A 17394-nucleotide genomic window follows, 5' to 3' on the forward strand; every position below is an offset into this window, starting at 1 on the left:
AGCACGATCGCGAGGACGCCGGCGCGGGTCACGCGCCGGCGTCGTCGGACGAGACCCGCACCTCTCCCTCGGCCACCGTCCAGAGGATCGACGTGCAGCTCCGCCCGAACGCCCTGTCGTGCGTGACGAGGAGCAGCGCGCCCGGGTAGTCGGCGAGGGCGCGCTCCAGCCGCTCGATCGAGGGCAGGTCGAGGTGGTTGGTCGGCTCGTCCAGCACGAGCGCCCACGCGTGTTGCCCGAGGCCCAGCGCGATCATCAGCTTGCGCGCCTCGCCGGGCGACGGCCGCGCCGACCCGAGCAGCGGCCCAGGCTCCACCCCGAGCGCGGCCACCAGCGACATCACCCGCCCGCGCTCCTCCGGAGGCAGGCGCCGCGCCCTCGCGAGCAGCGCCTGCTGCTCTGCCTCGCCGAGCTCCTGCGGCACATGAAGCACCTTGTCCGCCGGCACGCGCGCGCCGGCGAGCAGCGCGTTCACCAGCGTGGTCTTCCCAGCGCCGTTCGGGCCCGCGATCCGGATGCGGTCCTCGCGGCCGACCGAGAGCCGCACGTCCCGCAGCAGGGGCCGCCCCTCGCGCTCGCCGCCGGCGTGGATCCGGGGCGCGTCGAGCACGAAGAGCCACGGCGCGGGCGATCGCTCGTAACCGACGAACACGCTGCGGCCCACCGCCTTCTCGAGCTCGAGCTCTCCCGCCTCGGCCGACACCTTCTCGAGCTTGCGCCGGGTCACGCTGACGTTGCGCGACAGCCGCGCTTCGGCCGACGACACGCGGAAGTCCGCGAGCAGGCCCCGGGCGTCGCTGTCGCGCGGGCCCTTCATCCGCCGCTTCGTGCTCCGGTCCGCGTCGGCCGAGGCCTGCGCCCGCCGCTCGTCGCCGAGGCGGCGCCGGAGCTGCCGCTCCTCGGCGCGCAGCCGCTGGTGCGCCTCCTCGCGCCCGCGCGCCTCGGCCTCCCAGAGCGCTTTTGCCGCGCTGTACCCGCCGGGATAGAGCCTCGCCGCGGCCCGCTCGACCCGGATCGTGCCGGTGGTCAGCGCGTCGAGGAGCTCGCGATCGTGCGAGACGCACGCCCCGATCCCCTGGAACCCCGCGAGCGCGCCGGCGAGCAGCGCCCGCGCGTCCGCGTCGATGTGGTTCGTCGGCTCGTCGAGCAGGAGCAGGTCCGGCGCCGCGGCGAGCGCCGCGCCGATCTGCCACCGCTTGCGCTCGCCGGGCGACAGCGTGGCCCAGCGCCCGAGCTCCGCCGGATCCAGCAAGAGCTCGCCGCGCAACCTGCGCGCGGCGCCGTCCTCGGCGTCGGCCAGCGCGTGGATGGCCGCGTCGGCGTGCTCCACGGCCTGCGGGCAGACCGCGACGGTCGCGCCCCGCGGCTCGAGCCGCAAGCTCCCCGCCTCGGGCGTGAGCTCGCCGGCGAAGAGCCGGAGGAGCGTCGTCTTGCCGGCGCCGTTCGGCCCGACGATCCCGTACCACCCGGGGGTCAGGCACAGATCGACGTCCGCGAGGATCGTGGACGCGTCGGAATAAGAGAAGGAGAGGCGCTGCGCGCGCAACAACGACATACGAGCTCCTGAATCCTGAGGGCCACATGGCCCGGTCACGGGACGGGCAGGCTGCCTCGCGCGGCCAGGGAGCAGGGATGCCACCTGTCGCGCTCGCGACCTGCGACGGAGACCGATTCAGGAGCTGATCTTCACCGGAGCACTCTCCTCTTGCGTCAGCCGTGCTCTCTAACAGACGGCCGAGGCCCACGCAACCGCCGCTCCGCGGTCGCGCTCGTGGTCGCCTTCGTCATGCCCTCGCGCCCCGCGCCGGCAGGGCCTCAGGGAAGCGGCTTTGCAGCGCGCTCGGGCTCTCCGGCGAGGGTGCCTCTCGGCGCGCTCACGCGGCCAGGAAGCCGCCGTCGACCGGGATCGCGCCGCCGGTCACGTAGCCCGCGCCCTCGGAGCACAGCCACAGCGCGGCGCCGGCGATCTCGTCCTCGGTGGCCATCCGCGCCATCGGATGCTGCGCCACCAGCGCCTGGACCAGCTCGGGCGCGAACGCCTCGGCCTGTTGCATGGCGGGCGTGCGGGTGACGCCGGCGCAGAGGGCGTTCACGCGGATCCCGAGCGGCGCCACCTCGAGCGCCACCGAGCGCGTCATCCCGACGACCGCGTGCTTGGACGCGACGTAGGCGTGGTGCGCCGGCTTCCCGGCGACGCCGTAGATGGAGCTCATGTTGACGATGGCGCCCCCGCCCGACGCCAGCATGGCCGGGATCTCGTGCCGCATGGCCAGCCAGATCCCGCGGGCGTTGGTCGCCATGACGTCGTCCCACACCGCCTGATCGGCGCGCTCGAGGCGGGCCATGTCGCCCCCGATGCCCGCGCAGTTCGCCGCGAAATCGAGCCGCTCGAAGCGCCTCATCGTCTCTTCCACGGCGCGCTTCATCGAGGCGTCGTCCCGCACGTCGGTCTGGACGAACAGCGCCGGCGCGCCCTCTCGCACGAGCGCGGCGCAGGCCCGCTGTCCGGCGTCGCCGTCGCGCGCGGCCACGGCGACGCGCGCCCCTCCTCGCGCGAACGCGCGCGCGGTCGCGAGGCCGATGCCCGAGGTGCCCCCGGTGATGAGGGCGACCCGTCCGGCGAAGTCGTAGGTGATCATGAAGCTCCCTTTCCTGGTGGAATCACGCAGTGCTCGCGCCAAGGCCGCGCTGGATGAACTGGACCGCCTGCTGGGCGAGGCGACGGCGGCGCTTCGGGCCGAGCTGCTTTCGCAGCGCGTCGGAGGCCAGCACGTCGTGGAGCTCGGCCCCGAGCTCCTGGAGCACCGCCTCGGTGAGCCCGGGGCCGATGACGGCGGCGACCAGCCGGGTCGCCACCTCGAGGCTCGTGTCGGTGGAACGGACGGCGCCGCTCGCGACGCCCTCCTCGAGCAGGGCCCGGAGCTCCGCGGCGCCGGCCTCGCAGATGGCCTTGTGGAGGCCGCGGACCTCGACCGTGGCGCTCGGGTCGGCGGCCGCGGCCGACAGGCGGGCGAGGCGCGGGTGCTCCACGAGGAACGCCATGCCGCGCTCGATGTGGACCTCCAGGCGAGCCCAGAAGTCGCCCTCCAGGCACGCGGCGCCGAGGAACGCGCGCTTCTGCCGCGGCACCTCCTCGGTCAGGAGCCACCGGTAGAGATCGAGCTTGTCCTCGAAGTACTGGTAGAAGCTCCCCTTGGGGATGCGCGCGCGGCGCGCGATCTGCGAGAGCGAGGCCTCGGCGTACGGGTGATCCCCGAACTCGGCGATCGCCTCGCGCACGAGGCGGTCCCGCCGCTCCTCGGGCAACCCAAAGAACGTGCTCTTCGGCATGCGACCGGTCAGTCATATGACCGATCGGTCGCATCGTCAAGGCGGGGCCGTGCGCGCCTCCTCGCCGCTGCTCAGCGGTTCAGCACCGGGCACGCCCTGAGCACGACGAAGGAGATCCCTGAGCGCAACCCGGCAGTGCCCAGAGCGTGACCCCGATCCCGAACGGGCCTCGTCCCAAACGCGCCTCCGGCGTGGGTCGGCGCGCGTCCGGAGAAGGTGTGGTTCCAGGGAGAGGCCCCCTCTTTCGAGGTCACGAGATCGAGCCGAGCGTGACATCGAGCGACGCGCATCATGGCCGGCGACGCTGGGAAGCGTGACCGCGCTCCGCTCGAGCGAGGCGTTCATTTTGCATAGCGGGCCGGCGCACTCTCGTGCGGCCGTGCATTCCTGCAATGCCCGTCACATCGATGGCGAAAACCTTCGCCGTCAGCATTCCAGGCCGACGCCTCGGGCGTTCGCGCCGACGCACGCCTGCAGCGTTCTCGTCATCCACGGCTCGCTCCATCCGGAGCGCAGCGCGGCGGCTCCGGGTCACGCGCCATGCCTTCACGGATGAAACCCGAGTCGACTGCATCTTGCATTGCTGCACAGCCGCTCGCGATAGACGACGTCGATCATCCAGAGATCATTGCGCTCATCGATCGCAACGCATCTCTATCGGAGGACCATCGAGGTGTCGCTCGGGGGCAGTCGATGTTCTCGGCGCCTGCTGGCGCGGCGGGGGCCGCAGGCTCTGAAATGTATTTTTATTCACGCGGCATGTCGTGGCGGCTCGGCCATCGCATTGAAGCGTTGGAAGATTCGTTGTCCGCGGTGTTTCGATCACGACGAGGTCGTCGTGTGAAGTCCGCAAATAAGAATACAGTTGCGCATTCGTCCGCATGGTATAGGATGCTGTCATCAGATGGAGGAGCACCCACAAACCATCGGACCCCTGCAGCCATGAAGAGAGCCTAGCGGCTCTCTCGCTTGCTCTGGTCTCATGATGCACCGGGAGATGCCCTGGAAGCAGTCCAGGCGCTCGTGAGTCGCATGCTCGCATCCTGGCGGGCGTAGCGACGACCGAGGAGTGCAGCCGTGTCGTGCGGATGCCGAGCGTTGGCTCGGGCCGCGTGGCGGCTGTTCAGCGCCCTGCTCGCGGGAGAAGCGCCCAGGTGACCACGCGCTGGAGCATCGCGGAAACGCGGCTTGCGGGTTCCGTTTCGTCCTCCTTTCAGCGCTAGGGGCCAGCTGCCTCTGGGCAGCACCGAATCGACGCCGTCGCGTCGCCCAGCGCGCCATCCGAGGCAACACCACACTCCAGGCTTATCGACGTGTGCCGCCATGGCGTTGCGGCTGCGTCCTGCCTTCGCCACAGGAAGAGCGCAATGACTCGACTTAATCTGTTCGCCCCCGAGGTCCGAGAGAACCCGTACCCCTTCTACGCGGCGCTGCGCCGCGAGTCGCCCGTGTGTCAGGTGGACCCCAACGGGATGTGGGTGGTCACCCGGTACGATGACATCGTGGCGGCGTTCAAGAACACGCAGGTGTTCTCGTCCGCGGGGCTGCGCATGGCCACCGAGCCTCCTTACCTGCGGCGTCAAAATCCATTGTCCGGATCCATGATCCTCGCGGACCCGCCGCGGCACGGACAGCTGCGCAGCATCAGCAGCCGTGCGTTCACCGCCAACATGGTGAGCACGCTGGAGCACCACATGCGAACCATGGCCGTGCGGCTCACGGACGACCTGGTGCACCGTCGCGTCGTCGAGTTTATCTCCGAGTTCGCGAGCCGCGCGCAGGTCAGCGTCCTCGCCAAGTTGATCGGATTTGATCCAGGACTAGAGGGGCACTTCAAGCGATGGGCGACTGACCTGGTCATCGTTGGCGTCATACCTCCGGAGGATCATGCGCGGATCGCCGAGGTGCGCAGGACCATCGATGAGATGGAGCAGTACATGCTGGGCCTGCTGGCGAGCCGCCGGCGTCAGTTGGAGAACGATCTGGTAAGTGAGCTGCTCCGGTCTCGGAGGGACGACGATGGCATCACGGACCAGGACCTCGTGTCCCTCCTCTCGCTGCTCCTCGTGGCAGGGCTCGAAACGTCGACATCGCTGATGACCCATATGGTCTTGATCCTCGCCCAGCGGCCGATGTGGATGGATCGCCTACGTGCGGAGCCCGCGCTCATCCCGCATTTCATCGAGGAGGTGATGCGTTTCGAGGCGCCTGTGCATGCCACGATGCGACTGACCGTCACCGAGACGGAGCTCGGCGGTACGCGTCTGCCCGCCCACGCCGTGGTCGCGCTGCTCATCAGTTCGGGTCTGCGCGATGAGGCGAGGTTCCAGGAGCCGGACCGCTTCAACCCAGAGCGTGGCGATCAGGCCAACCTGGCATTCGGCCATGGTGCCCACTTCTGCCTCGGGGTCTTCCTGGCCCGGGTGCAGGCCCGCATCGTGCTGGAGGAGCTCCTCCGTCGGTGCCACCGCATCGTGCTTCGTACCGACCGTCTCGAGTGGCAAGCGGCTCTCAACACGCGCTCGCCGGTGGCGCTGCCCATCGAGGTGATCCCCGTCTCAACTACCGCCGCACGTGAGTCGCCGGTCGTCCAGGGCATCTGGTAGGGCCATGCTCTCGTCGCGAGGATGTCTCTATTCTATGGAATCGTCTTGTGGCGGAGTGCGTCATGTCATCTGATCGAACTAGCGTTGTCGTCAGCAAGCGCGACGCTGGTGGATTCGAATATCCGTTTGCTGCGTCGTGTCACCCCGGGAGAGAGGTCACGGAGCAAAGGACCCTGGCGTGGGTTCGCCGGTTGCGTCTGGTGCCAGACGGTCGGTCGCTTTCACGTCTCAAGGCGACGAACTTCTCCCACCTGGCGGCATGGCTCTTACCGTCTGCGAGCACGCAGACGCTCCAGCTGGCATCGGACTTCACGGCCGTGCTGTTCCTCCTGGATGATGCGTACGACGAGGGGCAGCTCAGCACGGACCCGGAATCCGTCGAGTGGCTCAATGAGAAGTACCTGGGTGAGCTCTTCGGGTACACCGAAGCGGACATGAGCGACCCCCTGACGCGCGGGATGCTCGATGTACGTGAGCGCATCCGACGCAGCCATCCGCACTTCTTCCTGAATCGCTGGCTCTCGCACTTTCAGTACTACTACGAGGCCAACCTGTGGGAGGCGAATAACCGAAAGCAGATGAGGGTGCCGCATCTTGAAGAATATTTGATGATGCGGCGCTACAGCGGCGCTGTCTATACCTACTGTGACCTGCTCGAGCTGATGCTCGAACGGCCGCTGCCGCTCGAGGTCGTCCAGCACCCGTTGATTCAGACGGTTCGAGACATCTGTAATGACATCCTCTGCTGGACGAACGACTACTTCTCGCTCGGGAAGGAGCTGACCAACGGCGAGACGCACAACCTGATCGTCGTTCTACGGAACGAATGCGTGAGCACGCTGGAAGAGGCGATCGACCGGCTCAAGGACATGCACGACCGCCGGGTCGCGGAGTACCAAGGCGTGAAGGAGAAGGTGCTCGCGCTCTGGGCGGACGACGAGATCCGCCTCTACCTGGACGCGGTCGAGGCCATGATCGCCGGGAATCAGCGCTGGGCGCTCGAGGCCGGTCGCTATTCTGGACTAGAAAGTTTGATCGTGCGCGCTGGATGAAGGCAAGACGGCCTACCGGGCGCGTGCCTTGCGAGGGTCTCGCCCGGTGTCACTGGGCGCGCTGCGAGAAAGGGGGCTCCCTACGCGTGCAATCTCGTCGCCGTCCGACGCATCGCGTACGCGATACCTGCCTTGAGATTGGAGCGGGTCTCTATCGAGCCGAGGTCCACGCCGAGCGCGACCAAGCTCTGCGCCACCGCAGGGCGGAGCCCCGTCAGAATAGCCTTGCTTCCGAGCAGTCCCACCGCCTGGGCCAAGCTCATCAGCCTGCTCGCGACGCTCGTGTCCACGCTCTTGACCCCCGTGACATCGACGATCACGACCTTCGCGGAGCTGGACGCGACCCCTTGCATCGCGGTTTCAATCATCTGCGCCGCGCGTCTTTCATCGATGGTCCCGATGATCGGCATCACCATGACCTGATCGGTGATCGGTATGCAGGGCGTCGATAGCTCGAAGAGCCGATCCCGCTGCGTCTGAATGATGGCTTCCTGCATCTGGACGCGCTCTTCCTGCAGCCGGACCCGCTCGCCCAGCTCCACCTGCAGCTGGTCGTTGACGTCGCGGAGCTGCTCGTTGGACAGCCGGAGCTCCTCCGTGCGCGCGGCGACCTCCTGCTCGAGCCTCTCATAGAGCTTTGCGTTCTCGATGGAGATCGCGATCTGCGTGGAGAGGAGCTTCAGGAGATCGAGGCGATTCTGCGTGAATACGCCGGTGGACAGGTTGTTCTCGAGATAGAGCACGCCGACGAGCCGATTCTGACGGATGATCGGAGCGCAGATGACCGACTTCGGACGCATCTCTCGGATGTAAGGGTCGGCAGAGAATCTGGCCTCCTCCGCCGCGTTGTCCAGCAGGATGGCTTTCTGGGTACGCTGCACGTAGCTGATGATCGACAGCGGTGCTCTGCTGAACGAGACGACTGGCGCGGACTTGAGGACGTAAACTTGCTTTGGCTGAAAGGTCCCTTCCACCTCGACGAAGAGGGCATCGCCACGCGCCACAGCCAGCATGCCGGACTGCGCGCCGACGTTCTCCAGCACGATCGTCATGAGGTTTTCCAGGAGCCTCTCCAGGACGATCTCGCTCGCCACGGCCTGCGACGCCTTGACCACGCTGAGCAGATCCAGGACCGCGTCATCGTGGGTGGAGGTCACCGTCACCGACGTCGATTGATCTGGCCTTCCCTCGAGCCTCAGATGAGGGAACGCGGCGACGAGGCTCTGGCACTTCGCATCAGCGCCCCACAGCGCATAGCCACGGTAGGCCATCGTCATGTAGTGCTGGGCGATCTCGCTCCGACCCATTCCCCGATAGAACGACGACGCAAGCTCGCACCCTAGCGCCTCTTCCTGGATGTATCCGTGCTGTCGAGCTCCCTCGATCGCGCGATCGTAGAGGGCCATCGCCTCGATCATCGAGCGGCCCACGCGGGCCAGCTCCGCGCTCACCAGGTCGTGCTTGTGCTGGCTGTTCTCCGGAGCGTGGCGTGCCCACATCCCGAGCTTCTGCTGATTCGCGTCCACCTTGGCGAGCGCCGCGTCTTGCTCCTCCTTCGTGAGGCGATCGAACGCAGCGAGAACCGAGAGCGAGCTGTAGAGGTTCTGTTCCACGACGGTGGCAAACCCCACCGCATCCTGGTACTCCTCTCCGGCGCGAAGGCACTCGTAGGCGAGCTTTGGCTCGGCGAAATAGTAGAGCATCATGCCCTTCGCGAGGTGCAGGCAAAACAGCGATGTCCTGTTGTGCTCGAGACAAGGGATCATCGACGTTTCATCGAAGCTCTCGCCGACCAGCCGCAGCTTCTCTGCAGACGGATCTCGAAGGCTGCGCACGAGCTGTTTCCAGATTTTTACATAATACAGCGGATACTGCTGCTTGAGCTTCATCGCTAGCTCGATAGCATGTGTCATTCGCTGCTCGGTCGTTCCCAGATCCTCCCCAGCAAATAAGGAGTATGTGGGGTGCTGGCAGGAGCTGTATCCAGCGTATTCGATGTCTCCTGTCTCCAGCCCGACCTGGACCGCGTGGCGCGCCGGTTCGATGGTCTCCTTCAGGTGCCGCTTCCAGTGATGAATCGCGATGTAATGGAGGGTGTAGATCTTGGGTTCGAGCTCGATCGCCCCGAAGCGATGCGTGAGCTCAATCGCGAGCTGGCCGAGCGCGAACCCATGATCTATATTGTTCATCACGCTGCACTGAATATGGCCGTAGATCGCAAAGGCGTATGCCGCGGAAGGTGAAATTCCGTGCTGTGCGCATATTTCCATCATGGTGAATGCGATCAATGGAACGACGTGGGGCTTTGTCAGGACAGCCGCTGGAAAGGCAGAGACGAGGATCCGGTTCGCGGCGAGCATCCTCCGATCGGCGAGCACCGGCAGTTCCGCCAGCCGAGGTATGTCGATGTCAGCCGGCGGCGCCTCGCAGAGCGGCACCTCCAACATGGCGAGCACAGCCAGGGCGATGTCGAGAGCATCCGCCAGTCGATGCTGCGACATGTGGAATTGAATACGGGTCTCGTAGACCCGGATCTTCTCCAGTACGTCCCTCGCATGGTCCACGACGATCTTCGCGCACGCCTCTGCGCGGTCGAAGTTGATCGTCAGGTACTCCAGCTCGACGAGATCCGTGTAGATGGCGAGCGACAGCTCGTGGTTCGTCTCCCACGAGTCCTCGGGCAAGAACGCCGCGGCCGCGCGGAGGCACTGCACCCCGGGGCCGTACGCCGTGGAGCGCCTCGCCTTCTGTCCGGCTCTCAGGTTGAGCGTCGCGGCCTCCTCGCGCTCCTTCCTGTCCACGATCATCTTTGCCCCCATGTTGAGGTGCATCACGATGTCGTAGATCCGGTCCTCGACGGACGCGGGAGGGCTCTCTCCGAGCATGAGCCGCCCCAGCTCCAGGTGGATCCGCTCCTGCTCGCCCTCCGTGAGCAGCTTGTAGGCCGCCTGCTGCACGCGGTCGTGGAGGAACTTGAACGTGACCGCGTCCTCGTCCGCGTCGTCGAGGAAGCGCGCGATGCCGTACTCACCGTCGACGGGCACGACGAGCCCCGCGTCGAGCGCGCCCCAGAGGTCCTCGTCGGTCGCGCGCCGGTTCTTCTGGTGGATGAGGGCGAGCATCCTCAAATCGAACTGGTTGCCGATGCACGCGGCGAGCTTCAAGACCCGCTGCGTCGCCTCGCCCAGGCCCTGTATCCGGCGGACCATCAGGTCGACGACGTTGTCCGCGACCGTCATTCGCTGGATGTCGGCGATGTTCCATCGCCAGGCGCCCGTCTCCGAGCTGAAGCGCAGGTGGCCTTCGCGGCAAACGCTCTCGAGGTACTGGATGGTGAAGAACGGGTTCCCGTGCGTCTTGGCGAAGATGACACCCGAGAGCTCGCGACACTCCTCCCGAGGCGCGTCGAGCGTGTCCGACACGAGCTGGTTGACGTGATCGGGCCCGAGCGGCTCCAGCGTGATCGTGCGCACGCGGGCGTCGCTCTTCCGGAGCGCGCCCAGCATCATCGTCAGCGGGTGCGCGTCGTCGACCTCGTTGTCGCGGTACGACCCGATCAGCAAGAGGTGGCGGATGTCCGGGTCCTCCAGGAGCACGCTGAGGAGGTTCAAGGACCCCGTGTCGGCCCACTGGAGATCATCGAGGAACAGCACGAGCGCCCGCGTCTTCAGCGCGATCGCGCCGATGAAGTTCCGGAACGTCAGGTTGAAGCGGTTCCGCGTCTCCATCGAGCCCAGCGCCGGGGCGGGCGGCTGCTCGCCGATGACGAGCTCGATCTCCGGGATCACCTCGGCGATGACCCGCCCGTTCGGAGAGACCGCCGCGAGGATCCTGGCCCTCCAGTCGGCGAGCTCATTCCTGCTCTCCGTGAGGATCTGCCGGACGATCTCCCGCAGCGCCGCGAGGATGGCCGCATACGGAACGTTGCGCGTGAACTGGTCGAACTTGCCAGCGGCGAAGTAGCCCGCCTCCTTCGCGATCGGCTTGTGGATCTCGTTGACGACCGCCGACTTGCCCACGCCGGAGTAGCCGGCCACGAGCACGAGCTCCGAACGGCCGCCCTCCGCCGCCTCCGGACCCGACCCGCTGATGTCCCTGAAGGCCGCCATCAACGCGCCGACCTCGCCCTGCCGGCCATACAGCTTCTGCGAGATCTGGAGCCGCGTGGGCTTGTCCCGCCTCCCCGGCACGAAGTCCGCCGCCGGCGCTCCGTGCTCCAGCATGTCGAGGCAGGCCTTCAGATCGGCCTTCAGGCCGAAGGTGCTCTGATACCGATCCTCCGCTGTCTTCGAGAGCAGCTTCATGATCACCCGGGAGAGCGCCTCCGGGATCGCCGGCCGGATGAGGTGCGGCGCGACAGGCGTCTTCGCGATGTGATGGTGCACGAGCTCGAGCGGATCCGTCGTCTCGAACGGGAGGCGCCGCGTCGTGAGCTCGTAGAGCGTGACCCCGAGGGAGTAATAATCCGAGCGGAAGTCGATCGACCGGTTCATCCGGCCCGTCTGCTCGGGCGAGATGTACTGCAGCGTGCCCTCGCCGACCGACCACGGGTCGACCACCGCCGCGCGCTCCCCAGGCAGGAGCGAGGCGATGGAGAAATCCGTGAGCTTCGACGTGCGCACGTCGCTGTCGACGATGATGTTGCTCGGCTTGATGTCCTTGTGGACGATGTTCCGCTCATGGATCGCCCCGAGCGTGTCCGCGAGCTGGAGCGCTATCCTCACCGCCTGCGCGAGCCCGACGCCCTCCCCATTGCCGTCGAGGATCGCCCGCAGCGAGCGACCGGCGAAGTACTCCATGACGAGCGCGGCGTAATCGAGCCGGACCTCGAGCTCGTGGACCCGCACGACCCCATCGAGGTCGAGGTGCTTCGTGATCTCGTACTGGCGCTTCAGGATCGCCACGTTGCGGGTGCCATTGACGCCCTTCCGCGCGACCTTGATGACGCACATCTTGCCCGTGCTCTTCTTCCGGCCGAGATAGACGCTGCTGCGGGCACCATCGTGCAGCGTCTCGAGCAACTCGTGATTCAACAGCTCCACCATGACGGCGACCCCCTGGAGTGACAGGGCTATTTACCCAGCGCGGCGTTCAGTCGGTATCTCGGTCCGCGTCAAGCTGCAGTCCCCCGCTTCACGGCAGCTCCTCGGGGCGCTGAGCTCAAGGACGGCGACAGGCGACCGCGCGATCCGTCGAGGGAGCGAACGTGCTCGGCGGGGCGCATCGCCCTACGCAATCGAAACGGACGGGTTGTGTCAAGGTCGAACCGCCGCGGCGCCGCGCGCGGATCGAGCGCTCCCGGCTGGCTCCGCCGCCGAGACGCCGCGCGCGGATCGAGCGCTCCCGGCTGGCTCCGCCGCCGAGACGCCGCGCGTCAGGCGCCTCCCTGAGGCGCGGCGCTTTTCCTCATCGATAAGCAAGATTGAAATGAGCAACGATCGGCCCCTGACAGAGAAGTAAGGAGACGCCTGACCGAGTGACCGTTGCCATGTCGACCCGACAACATGCGTCGCCCGGCGGGCGACAACGGGGTCGGGTGGGTCGGTCGACGCGGGCGTGGCGCGCTGTCGAGGCCGCCACCCGGCGGCGCTCCCGAGCGCGCCGCGGCGTCGGTCTGCCGGTCCGGCCATGGAGTCCGCCCTGTTGTGGGATGGGCTGGTGTCGCGTGAGCCGATGTGGGGAGCGGCGCCCCGCCGGCGCTACTTCCCGGCGGCCGCCTCGGAGCCGGGTCGCCGAGGCTCCCGCGCGCCGGCGAACGCGGCGCCCTCGCGGCCGATCGACGGGGCGTCGGCGATGTGCCCGCGGTCGTCGAGGGTGTGGCCCATTGCGCCGAGCGCGCTCCTCAGCTCGTCGGGGAAGCCGCCCTGCTCGACGAACAGCTTGTCGGGGTAGTCCTGGTGGTGGAAGCGCGGCGCGTTCACGCCCGTGGTCACGTCGAAGCCGAAGTCGACGACGTTCGAGAGGATCTGGAACACCGCAGTGAGGATCGTCGGGCCGCCCGCGGCGCCGAGCACGAGCTCCACGCGCCCGTCCTTCCCGGTCACGATCGTCGGCGACATCGACGAGAGCATGCGCTTGCCGGGCGCGATGGAGTTGGCCTCCCCCTGCACCAGACCGAACTGGTTCGGGGTGCCGGGCACGGTGGCGAAGTCATCCATCTCGTTGTTCAGCACGAATCCGGCGCCGGTCACCGTCACCCCCGAGCCGTACCAGCCGTTCAGCGTCGTGGTCAGCGCGACGGCGTTGCCCTGCGCGTCGACCACCGAGAAATGCGTCGTGTGCGGGCCGCGCCCGCCCGAGTCCTTGACCGCCGCGCCGCGGGCGAGCTCGTCGGTCGGCGTCGCGCGGTCGGCCGCAATCGTGGCGCGCTGCTTCTCGGCCCACGCGACCGAGAGCAGCTCCTCCACCGGGTTCTTCACGAAATCGGGATCCCCGAGGACCTCGTTGCGCGCGAGGAACACCCGCCGCATCGCCTCGGCGACCACGTGCACGTGCGACGGCGAGTGCCAGCCGAGCTTGGCGACGTCGAGCCCCTCCAGCTGGTGCGCGATCATCGCGAGGGCGAGGCCGCCCGACGACGGGAGCGGCATCGAAGCGACGCGGCGCCCGCGGTACTCGAACACGATGGGCTCGCGCCACTTCGCCTTGTAACCCTTGAGGTCCGCGGCCGTGATGATGCCCTTGCCCCGCCGCATCTCGGCCACGAAGAGCTCGGCGGTCTTGCCCTCGTAAAAGCCCGCGGGCCCCTTCTCCGCGATGCGCTCGAGCGTCGCCGCGAGCTCGGGCGATTTCCACGTGGCGCCGATCTCGATGGGCGCGCCGCCCGGCAGGAACAGCGCGACCGACGCCGGGAAGCGCTTGAGCTTGCCCGACGCGGCCTTGACCGTCGTCGCGAAGTTCTCGTCGACCGAGAAGCCCTCCTTCGCGAGCCGGATCGCGGGCGCGACGAGCTCGGCCCAGGTCTTCTTCTTGGAGCCGAGCTTGTCGTACGCTTCCCAGAGCCCCGCCACGCTGCCGGGCACGCCGACCGCGAGGTGGCCGACGCGCGCGCCCTCCGTGGCCTTGCCGTCCTTGCCCCGGTACATGTCGTGGGTCGCCTTGCCCGGCGCGGTCTCGCGGAAGTCGAGCGCGTGCTCCTTGTCGCCGACGCGCGCGACCATGAACCCGCCGCCGCCGAGGTTGCCGGCCGTCGGGTGCACGACGGCCAGCGCGAACGCCGTCGCGACCGCCGCGTCGACGGCGTTGCCGCCCGCGGCGAGGACCTCCGCGCCCACCTTCGTGGCGAGGGCGGCGTCGCTCGTGACCATCGAGGGGCCCCGCACCGGCGGCGCGCCCTCGGGGTAAGGCCACCCGGCGGGGAACCGCGACGCCGGCGTGGCCGGCGCGGCCGGCGCGGGCGCAGGCGCCGAGGCGGGGGCGGCGTTCGGCGACGGGGGCGGGGGAGGCGCGGGCGGAGGGGGCGGGACGGCGGCCTCGCAGCCCGCGAGGAGGACGACGGCGAGCAATCGATGCCAGGCACGGAGCTTCATCGCGGCGGCTTATAGCCCAGGCTCCGCGCCGCTCGAAGGCCAGAGGCGCGGCCGCGCGAGCGCGACCGGAGGGTTCTCCACGGTGATCCGTCACAGCTGTTCGGGCATCTGCTGATCAGCTGTACCGCTCTCTGGCGAACGGGAGAGCGACGCGCCGTACAGGGCGCGTGGAGCATGGGCTCGTACCGAGGCGCCCGGGGGCGCCTCCCGGCGCCGCGAAGTGATCGGTCTTGGTCGTTGGCTTGGGGGCTTCGCCCCGCTTGGGTATGATCGGCCCCGGATGTTTCCGACGGAGCCCGCTCCCGAGACGATTGGGGCCTACAAGATTCTCCGGCGCCTGTCCGGTTCTGGGCCTACCAGCGTCTATCTCGGGCGACTGGATGGGCCGCTCGGGTTTCGCCGCGTCTGCGTGCTGAAGCTCGTCCCGAACACCGCCGAGGGGGATCCGCGCTTCGCCGACGAGCTCGCCCGCGAGGCGTCGATCTGCGCGACGATGAACCACCCGGCGATCGTGCGGATGTTCGACTTCTTCGAGCACGCCGGCCGGCTCGTCCTCGTGCTCGAGCACGTCGAGGGCGTGAACCTCAATCGGCTGCACCAGCACCTCGCGGCGCGGCAGCAGAAGCTCGCCGACGCGGCGGTCTACTACCTGGTCCACTGCATCGCCGGGGCGCTCGCGCACGCGCACGGGTCCGTCGACGAGCACGGCAGCCCCACGCCGATCGTCCATCGCAACCTCCACCCGGAGAACATCGTGATCGGGTGGGACGGGCAGGTGCGGCTGACGGGGTTCGGCATCGGCAAGATCCTCGGGCGCACGCCGGATACGATCGCGGGCGTGGTCAAGGGCGCGCCGGGCTACATGGCGCCCGAGCAGGCGCGCGCCGAGCGGGTCACGGTGAAGGCCGATATCTATGGCGTGGGGCTCCTGCTCTGGTCGTTGCTCACGGGGCGGCGGCCGCCCGCGGACGGCACGCGGCCGCAGGCGATCGCCACGATCCGGCCGGAGATCCCGCGCCCGATCGTGGCGCTGCTCGACACGGCCCTCGCGCCGGCCCCGGACGATCGGAAGATCACCGTGCACGAGATCGAGCAGGCGCTCGCGAAGGTCGCTCGCCCGGAGAAGGGGAAGGCCGAGCTCGTGACGCGCGTGCAATCGGCGCACGCGACGATCGAGATCGAGGACGCGGATCACGAGGAGGACCGGCGGCCGACGATCCCGGTCAAGGGCAAGGGAGGTCAGACCTCGAGGCCCGCGGCGGACGCGGCGAAGCGGCTCGCGAAGGATCTCTTCGCCAAAGATCAGGCGGCCAGGGACGGCGGCGCCGCGAGGCTGCGGACCCCGGGCGCGCAGGCGAAGACCGCGCCTCCCTCGGCGGGGGCGTCCGAGGCGCTGATCGGGTCGGCTCGGCAGGACGGCAAGGCGTCGATCGGCGCGCCCGAGCCGATCACGATCCCGGTGCCGGCCTCGTCCGAGGTGAGGGCCGACGGCGCGAAGGGCGTCGAGGGACGGAGGCCCGCGCTGCCGGATCGCGAGACGTTCGGCCGCCTGTTCGAGGCATCGAAGCGCGCGGCGGAGCGCGACGCGGCGGCGGCCGACGAGGGGCCGCCGGAGGGCGGGCCGCCGACGTTGACCGAGGTCGACCCGATATTCGAGGAGGACGGCACGACGATGCCTGGCACGGGCGCGGAGGCGGCCCGCTTCGTGCCGGCCCCCTCGGTGATCCCGGAGGCGATCCGGTTCGGTCCGCCGCCGGCCCTGCCGGCGGATCTCGCGCCCGCGTTCCTGGGGGCGCCGCCCAAGCCGCCTTCCGGCTCGCCGGTGACCCCCTCTGGCGTGACCGTGCCGATGAGCGCAACGGGCCTGACGCCGCCCGGGGTGACGGTGCCAGTGGACGGCTCATCGGGCCTGACGCCGCCCGGGGGCGTGCCGTACCCGAGGCCGAGCGCGGCGGGCCGCGGCGGCTCTCCGGGGGAGTCGTCGCCCCCGGCGGGCGCGTCGTCGCGGCGCCCGCGGCTGCCCGGGCTGCCATGGCAAGTGCCGCGTTCGCTGTCGCCTATCGGGACGATCGCGGTGTCGGCGATCACGGCGACGGTGGTGGCGGGGCTCTGGATCTACGTGGCGCGGCGGGATCGGCCCGAGCCGGCTGCCCCTGCCGCGGTGGAGCTGGCGCCCGCGCTCGTCGAGCCCGTCGCCGCCGCGGCGTCCGCGGCGAGCGAGCCGCCCCCCGTGAAGAAGGCTCCTGCCGGGAAGGCGCAGGCGGCGAAGACGCTTTCAGCAAAGGAGGCGGCGGCGGCGAAGGAAGCCGCGGCAAAGGAGGCGGCGGCGGCGAAGGAGGCTGCCGCGAAGGAGGCGGCGGCGGCGAAGGAGGCTGCCGCGAAGGAGGCCGCGGCGGCGAAGGAGGCTGCCGCGAAGGAGGCGGCGGCGGCGAAGGAGGCTGCCGCGAAGGAGGCCGCGGCGGCGAAGGAAGCCGCGGCGAAAGAGGCGGCGGCGGCGAAGGAGGCCGCGGCGGCGGCGAAGGAGGCCGCGAGCCAGGCGCGGCAGGGGGGCAATCCTGCGTCGCTGCCCAAGGATCAGGGCCTGATCACGGTGGGGTTTCCGCAGCCGGGGGGCGTCTACATGACCGGCAAGTACGCGGGGGACGTGAACCAGGCGCTGGCCGTGCGCTGCGGCCGCTTCTTCGTGCGCGTCGGCCGGGCCGGGAAGACGAAGTTCCCCGAGTGGCTCAGCGCGGGTGTGACAGCGCAGGTGCCGTGCCAGGGGGCCACGAGCATCGATATCAAGCCGAGCGCACCGCCGAAAGCGAAGAAGAAGCGGTAGCCCCGGGGCTCGGCGCCCAGGCCGCCTCGGCGCGGCGGCCGGAGCCCTCCGCGGCG

The 17394-nt window shown here is 68.9% G+C and carries 8 protein-coding genes; 3 read left to right on the forward strand and 5 right to left on the reverse strand.

Translation table 11 applies throughout. From position 1 onward, the window contains the following. Positions 1 to 28: 28 nt before the first annotated feature. The 3 genes from WMF34_RS43745 to WMF34_RS43755 all read right to left on the reverse strand — a co-directional run bounded on the left by WMF34_RS43745 (position 29) and on the right by WMF34_RS43755 (position 3330). On the reverse strand, positions 29 to 1555 hold the full coding sequence (locus tag WMF34_RS43745) for an ATP-binding cassette domain-containing protein (RefSeq protein ID WP_012241157.1): 1527 nt from the start codon (positions 1553 to 1555) through the stop codon (positions 29 to 31). A gap of 319 nt (positions 1556 to 1874) precedes the next feature. Further along, complete coding sequence (locus WMF34_RS43750) at positions 1875 to 2639, reverse strand: SDR family NAD(P)-dependent oxidoreductase (RefSeq protein WP_437991536.1); 765 nt, start codon at positions 2637 to 2639, stop codon at positions 1875 to 1877. Positions 2640 to 2661: 22 nt separating this feature from the next. Continuing rightward, a complete protein-coding gene (locus tag WMF34_RS43755; RefSeq protein ID WP_437991537.1) occupies positions 2662 to 3330 on the reverse strand; it encodes a TetR/AcrR family transcriptional regulator in 669 nt (222 codons plus the stop codon). Between the two features lie 1367 nt (positions 3331 to 4697). Here WMF34_RS43755 and WMF34_RS43760 point away from each other — a divergent pair. Both WMF34_RS43760 and WMF34_RS43765 read left to right on the forward strand, forming a co-directional pair. Next, positions 4698 to 5936 (forward strand): cytochrome P450, encoded by a 1239-nt coding sequence (locus WMF34_RS43760; RefSeq protein WP_437991538.1) that lies wholly within the window; start codon positions 4698 to 4700, stop codon positions 5934 to 5936. A gap of 317 nt (positions 5937 to 6253) precedes the next feature. Beyond that, positions 6254 to 6988 carry a terpene synthase family protein gene (locus WMF34_RS43765; RefSeq protein WP_437991539.1) on the forward strand — a complete coding sequence of 245 codons (735 nt, stop codon included), beginning with the start codon at positions 6254 to 6256 and terminating at the stop codon, positions 6986 to 6988. An 80-nt stretch (positions 6989 to 7068) separates the two neighbouring features. Here WMF34_RS43765 and WMF34_RS43770 read toward each other — a convergent pair whose 3' ends face one another. Next, a complete protein-coding gene (locus WMF34_RS43770) occupies positions 7069 to 12033 on the reverse strand; it encodes an AAA family ATPase (protein ID WP_437991540.1) in 4965 nt (1654 codons plus the stop codon). 654 nt (positions 12034 to 12687) lie between these two features. Beyond that, positions 12688 to 14517: a gamma-glutamyltransferase gene (gene ggt, locus WMF34_RS43775; RefSeq protein ID WP_012241163.1), complete on the reverse strand. Its 1830-nt coding sequence runs from the start codon at positions 14515 to 14517 to the stop codon at positions 12688 to 12690. Between the two features lie 280 nt (positions 14518 to 14797). On the opposite strand from ggt, the gene WMF34_RS43780 reads away from it, so the two are divergent. Continuing rightward, positions 14798 to 17338 (forward strand): protein kinase domain-containing protein, encoded by a 2541-nt coding sequence (locus tag WMF34_RS43780; protein WP_437991541.1) that lies wholly within the window; start codon positions 14798 to 14800, stop codon positions 17336 to 17338. Positions 17339 to 17394: the final 56 nt, after the last annotated feature.

The sequence above is a fragment of the Sorangium sp. So ce145 genome, from assembly GCF_051525985.1.
In the GTDB taxonomy this organism is placed as follows: domain Bacteria; phylum Myxococcota_A; class Polyangia; order Polyangiales; family Polyangiaceae; genus Sorangium; species Sorangium cellulosum_B.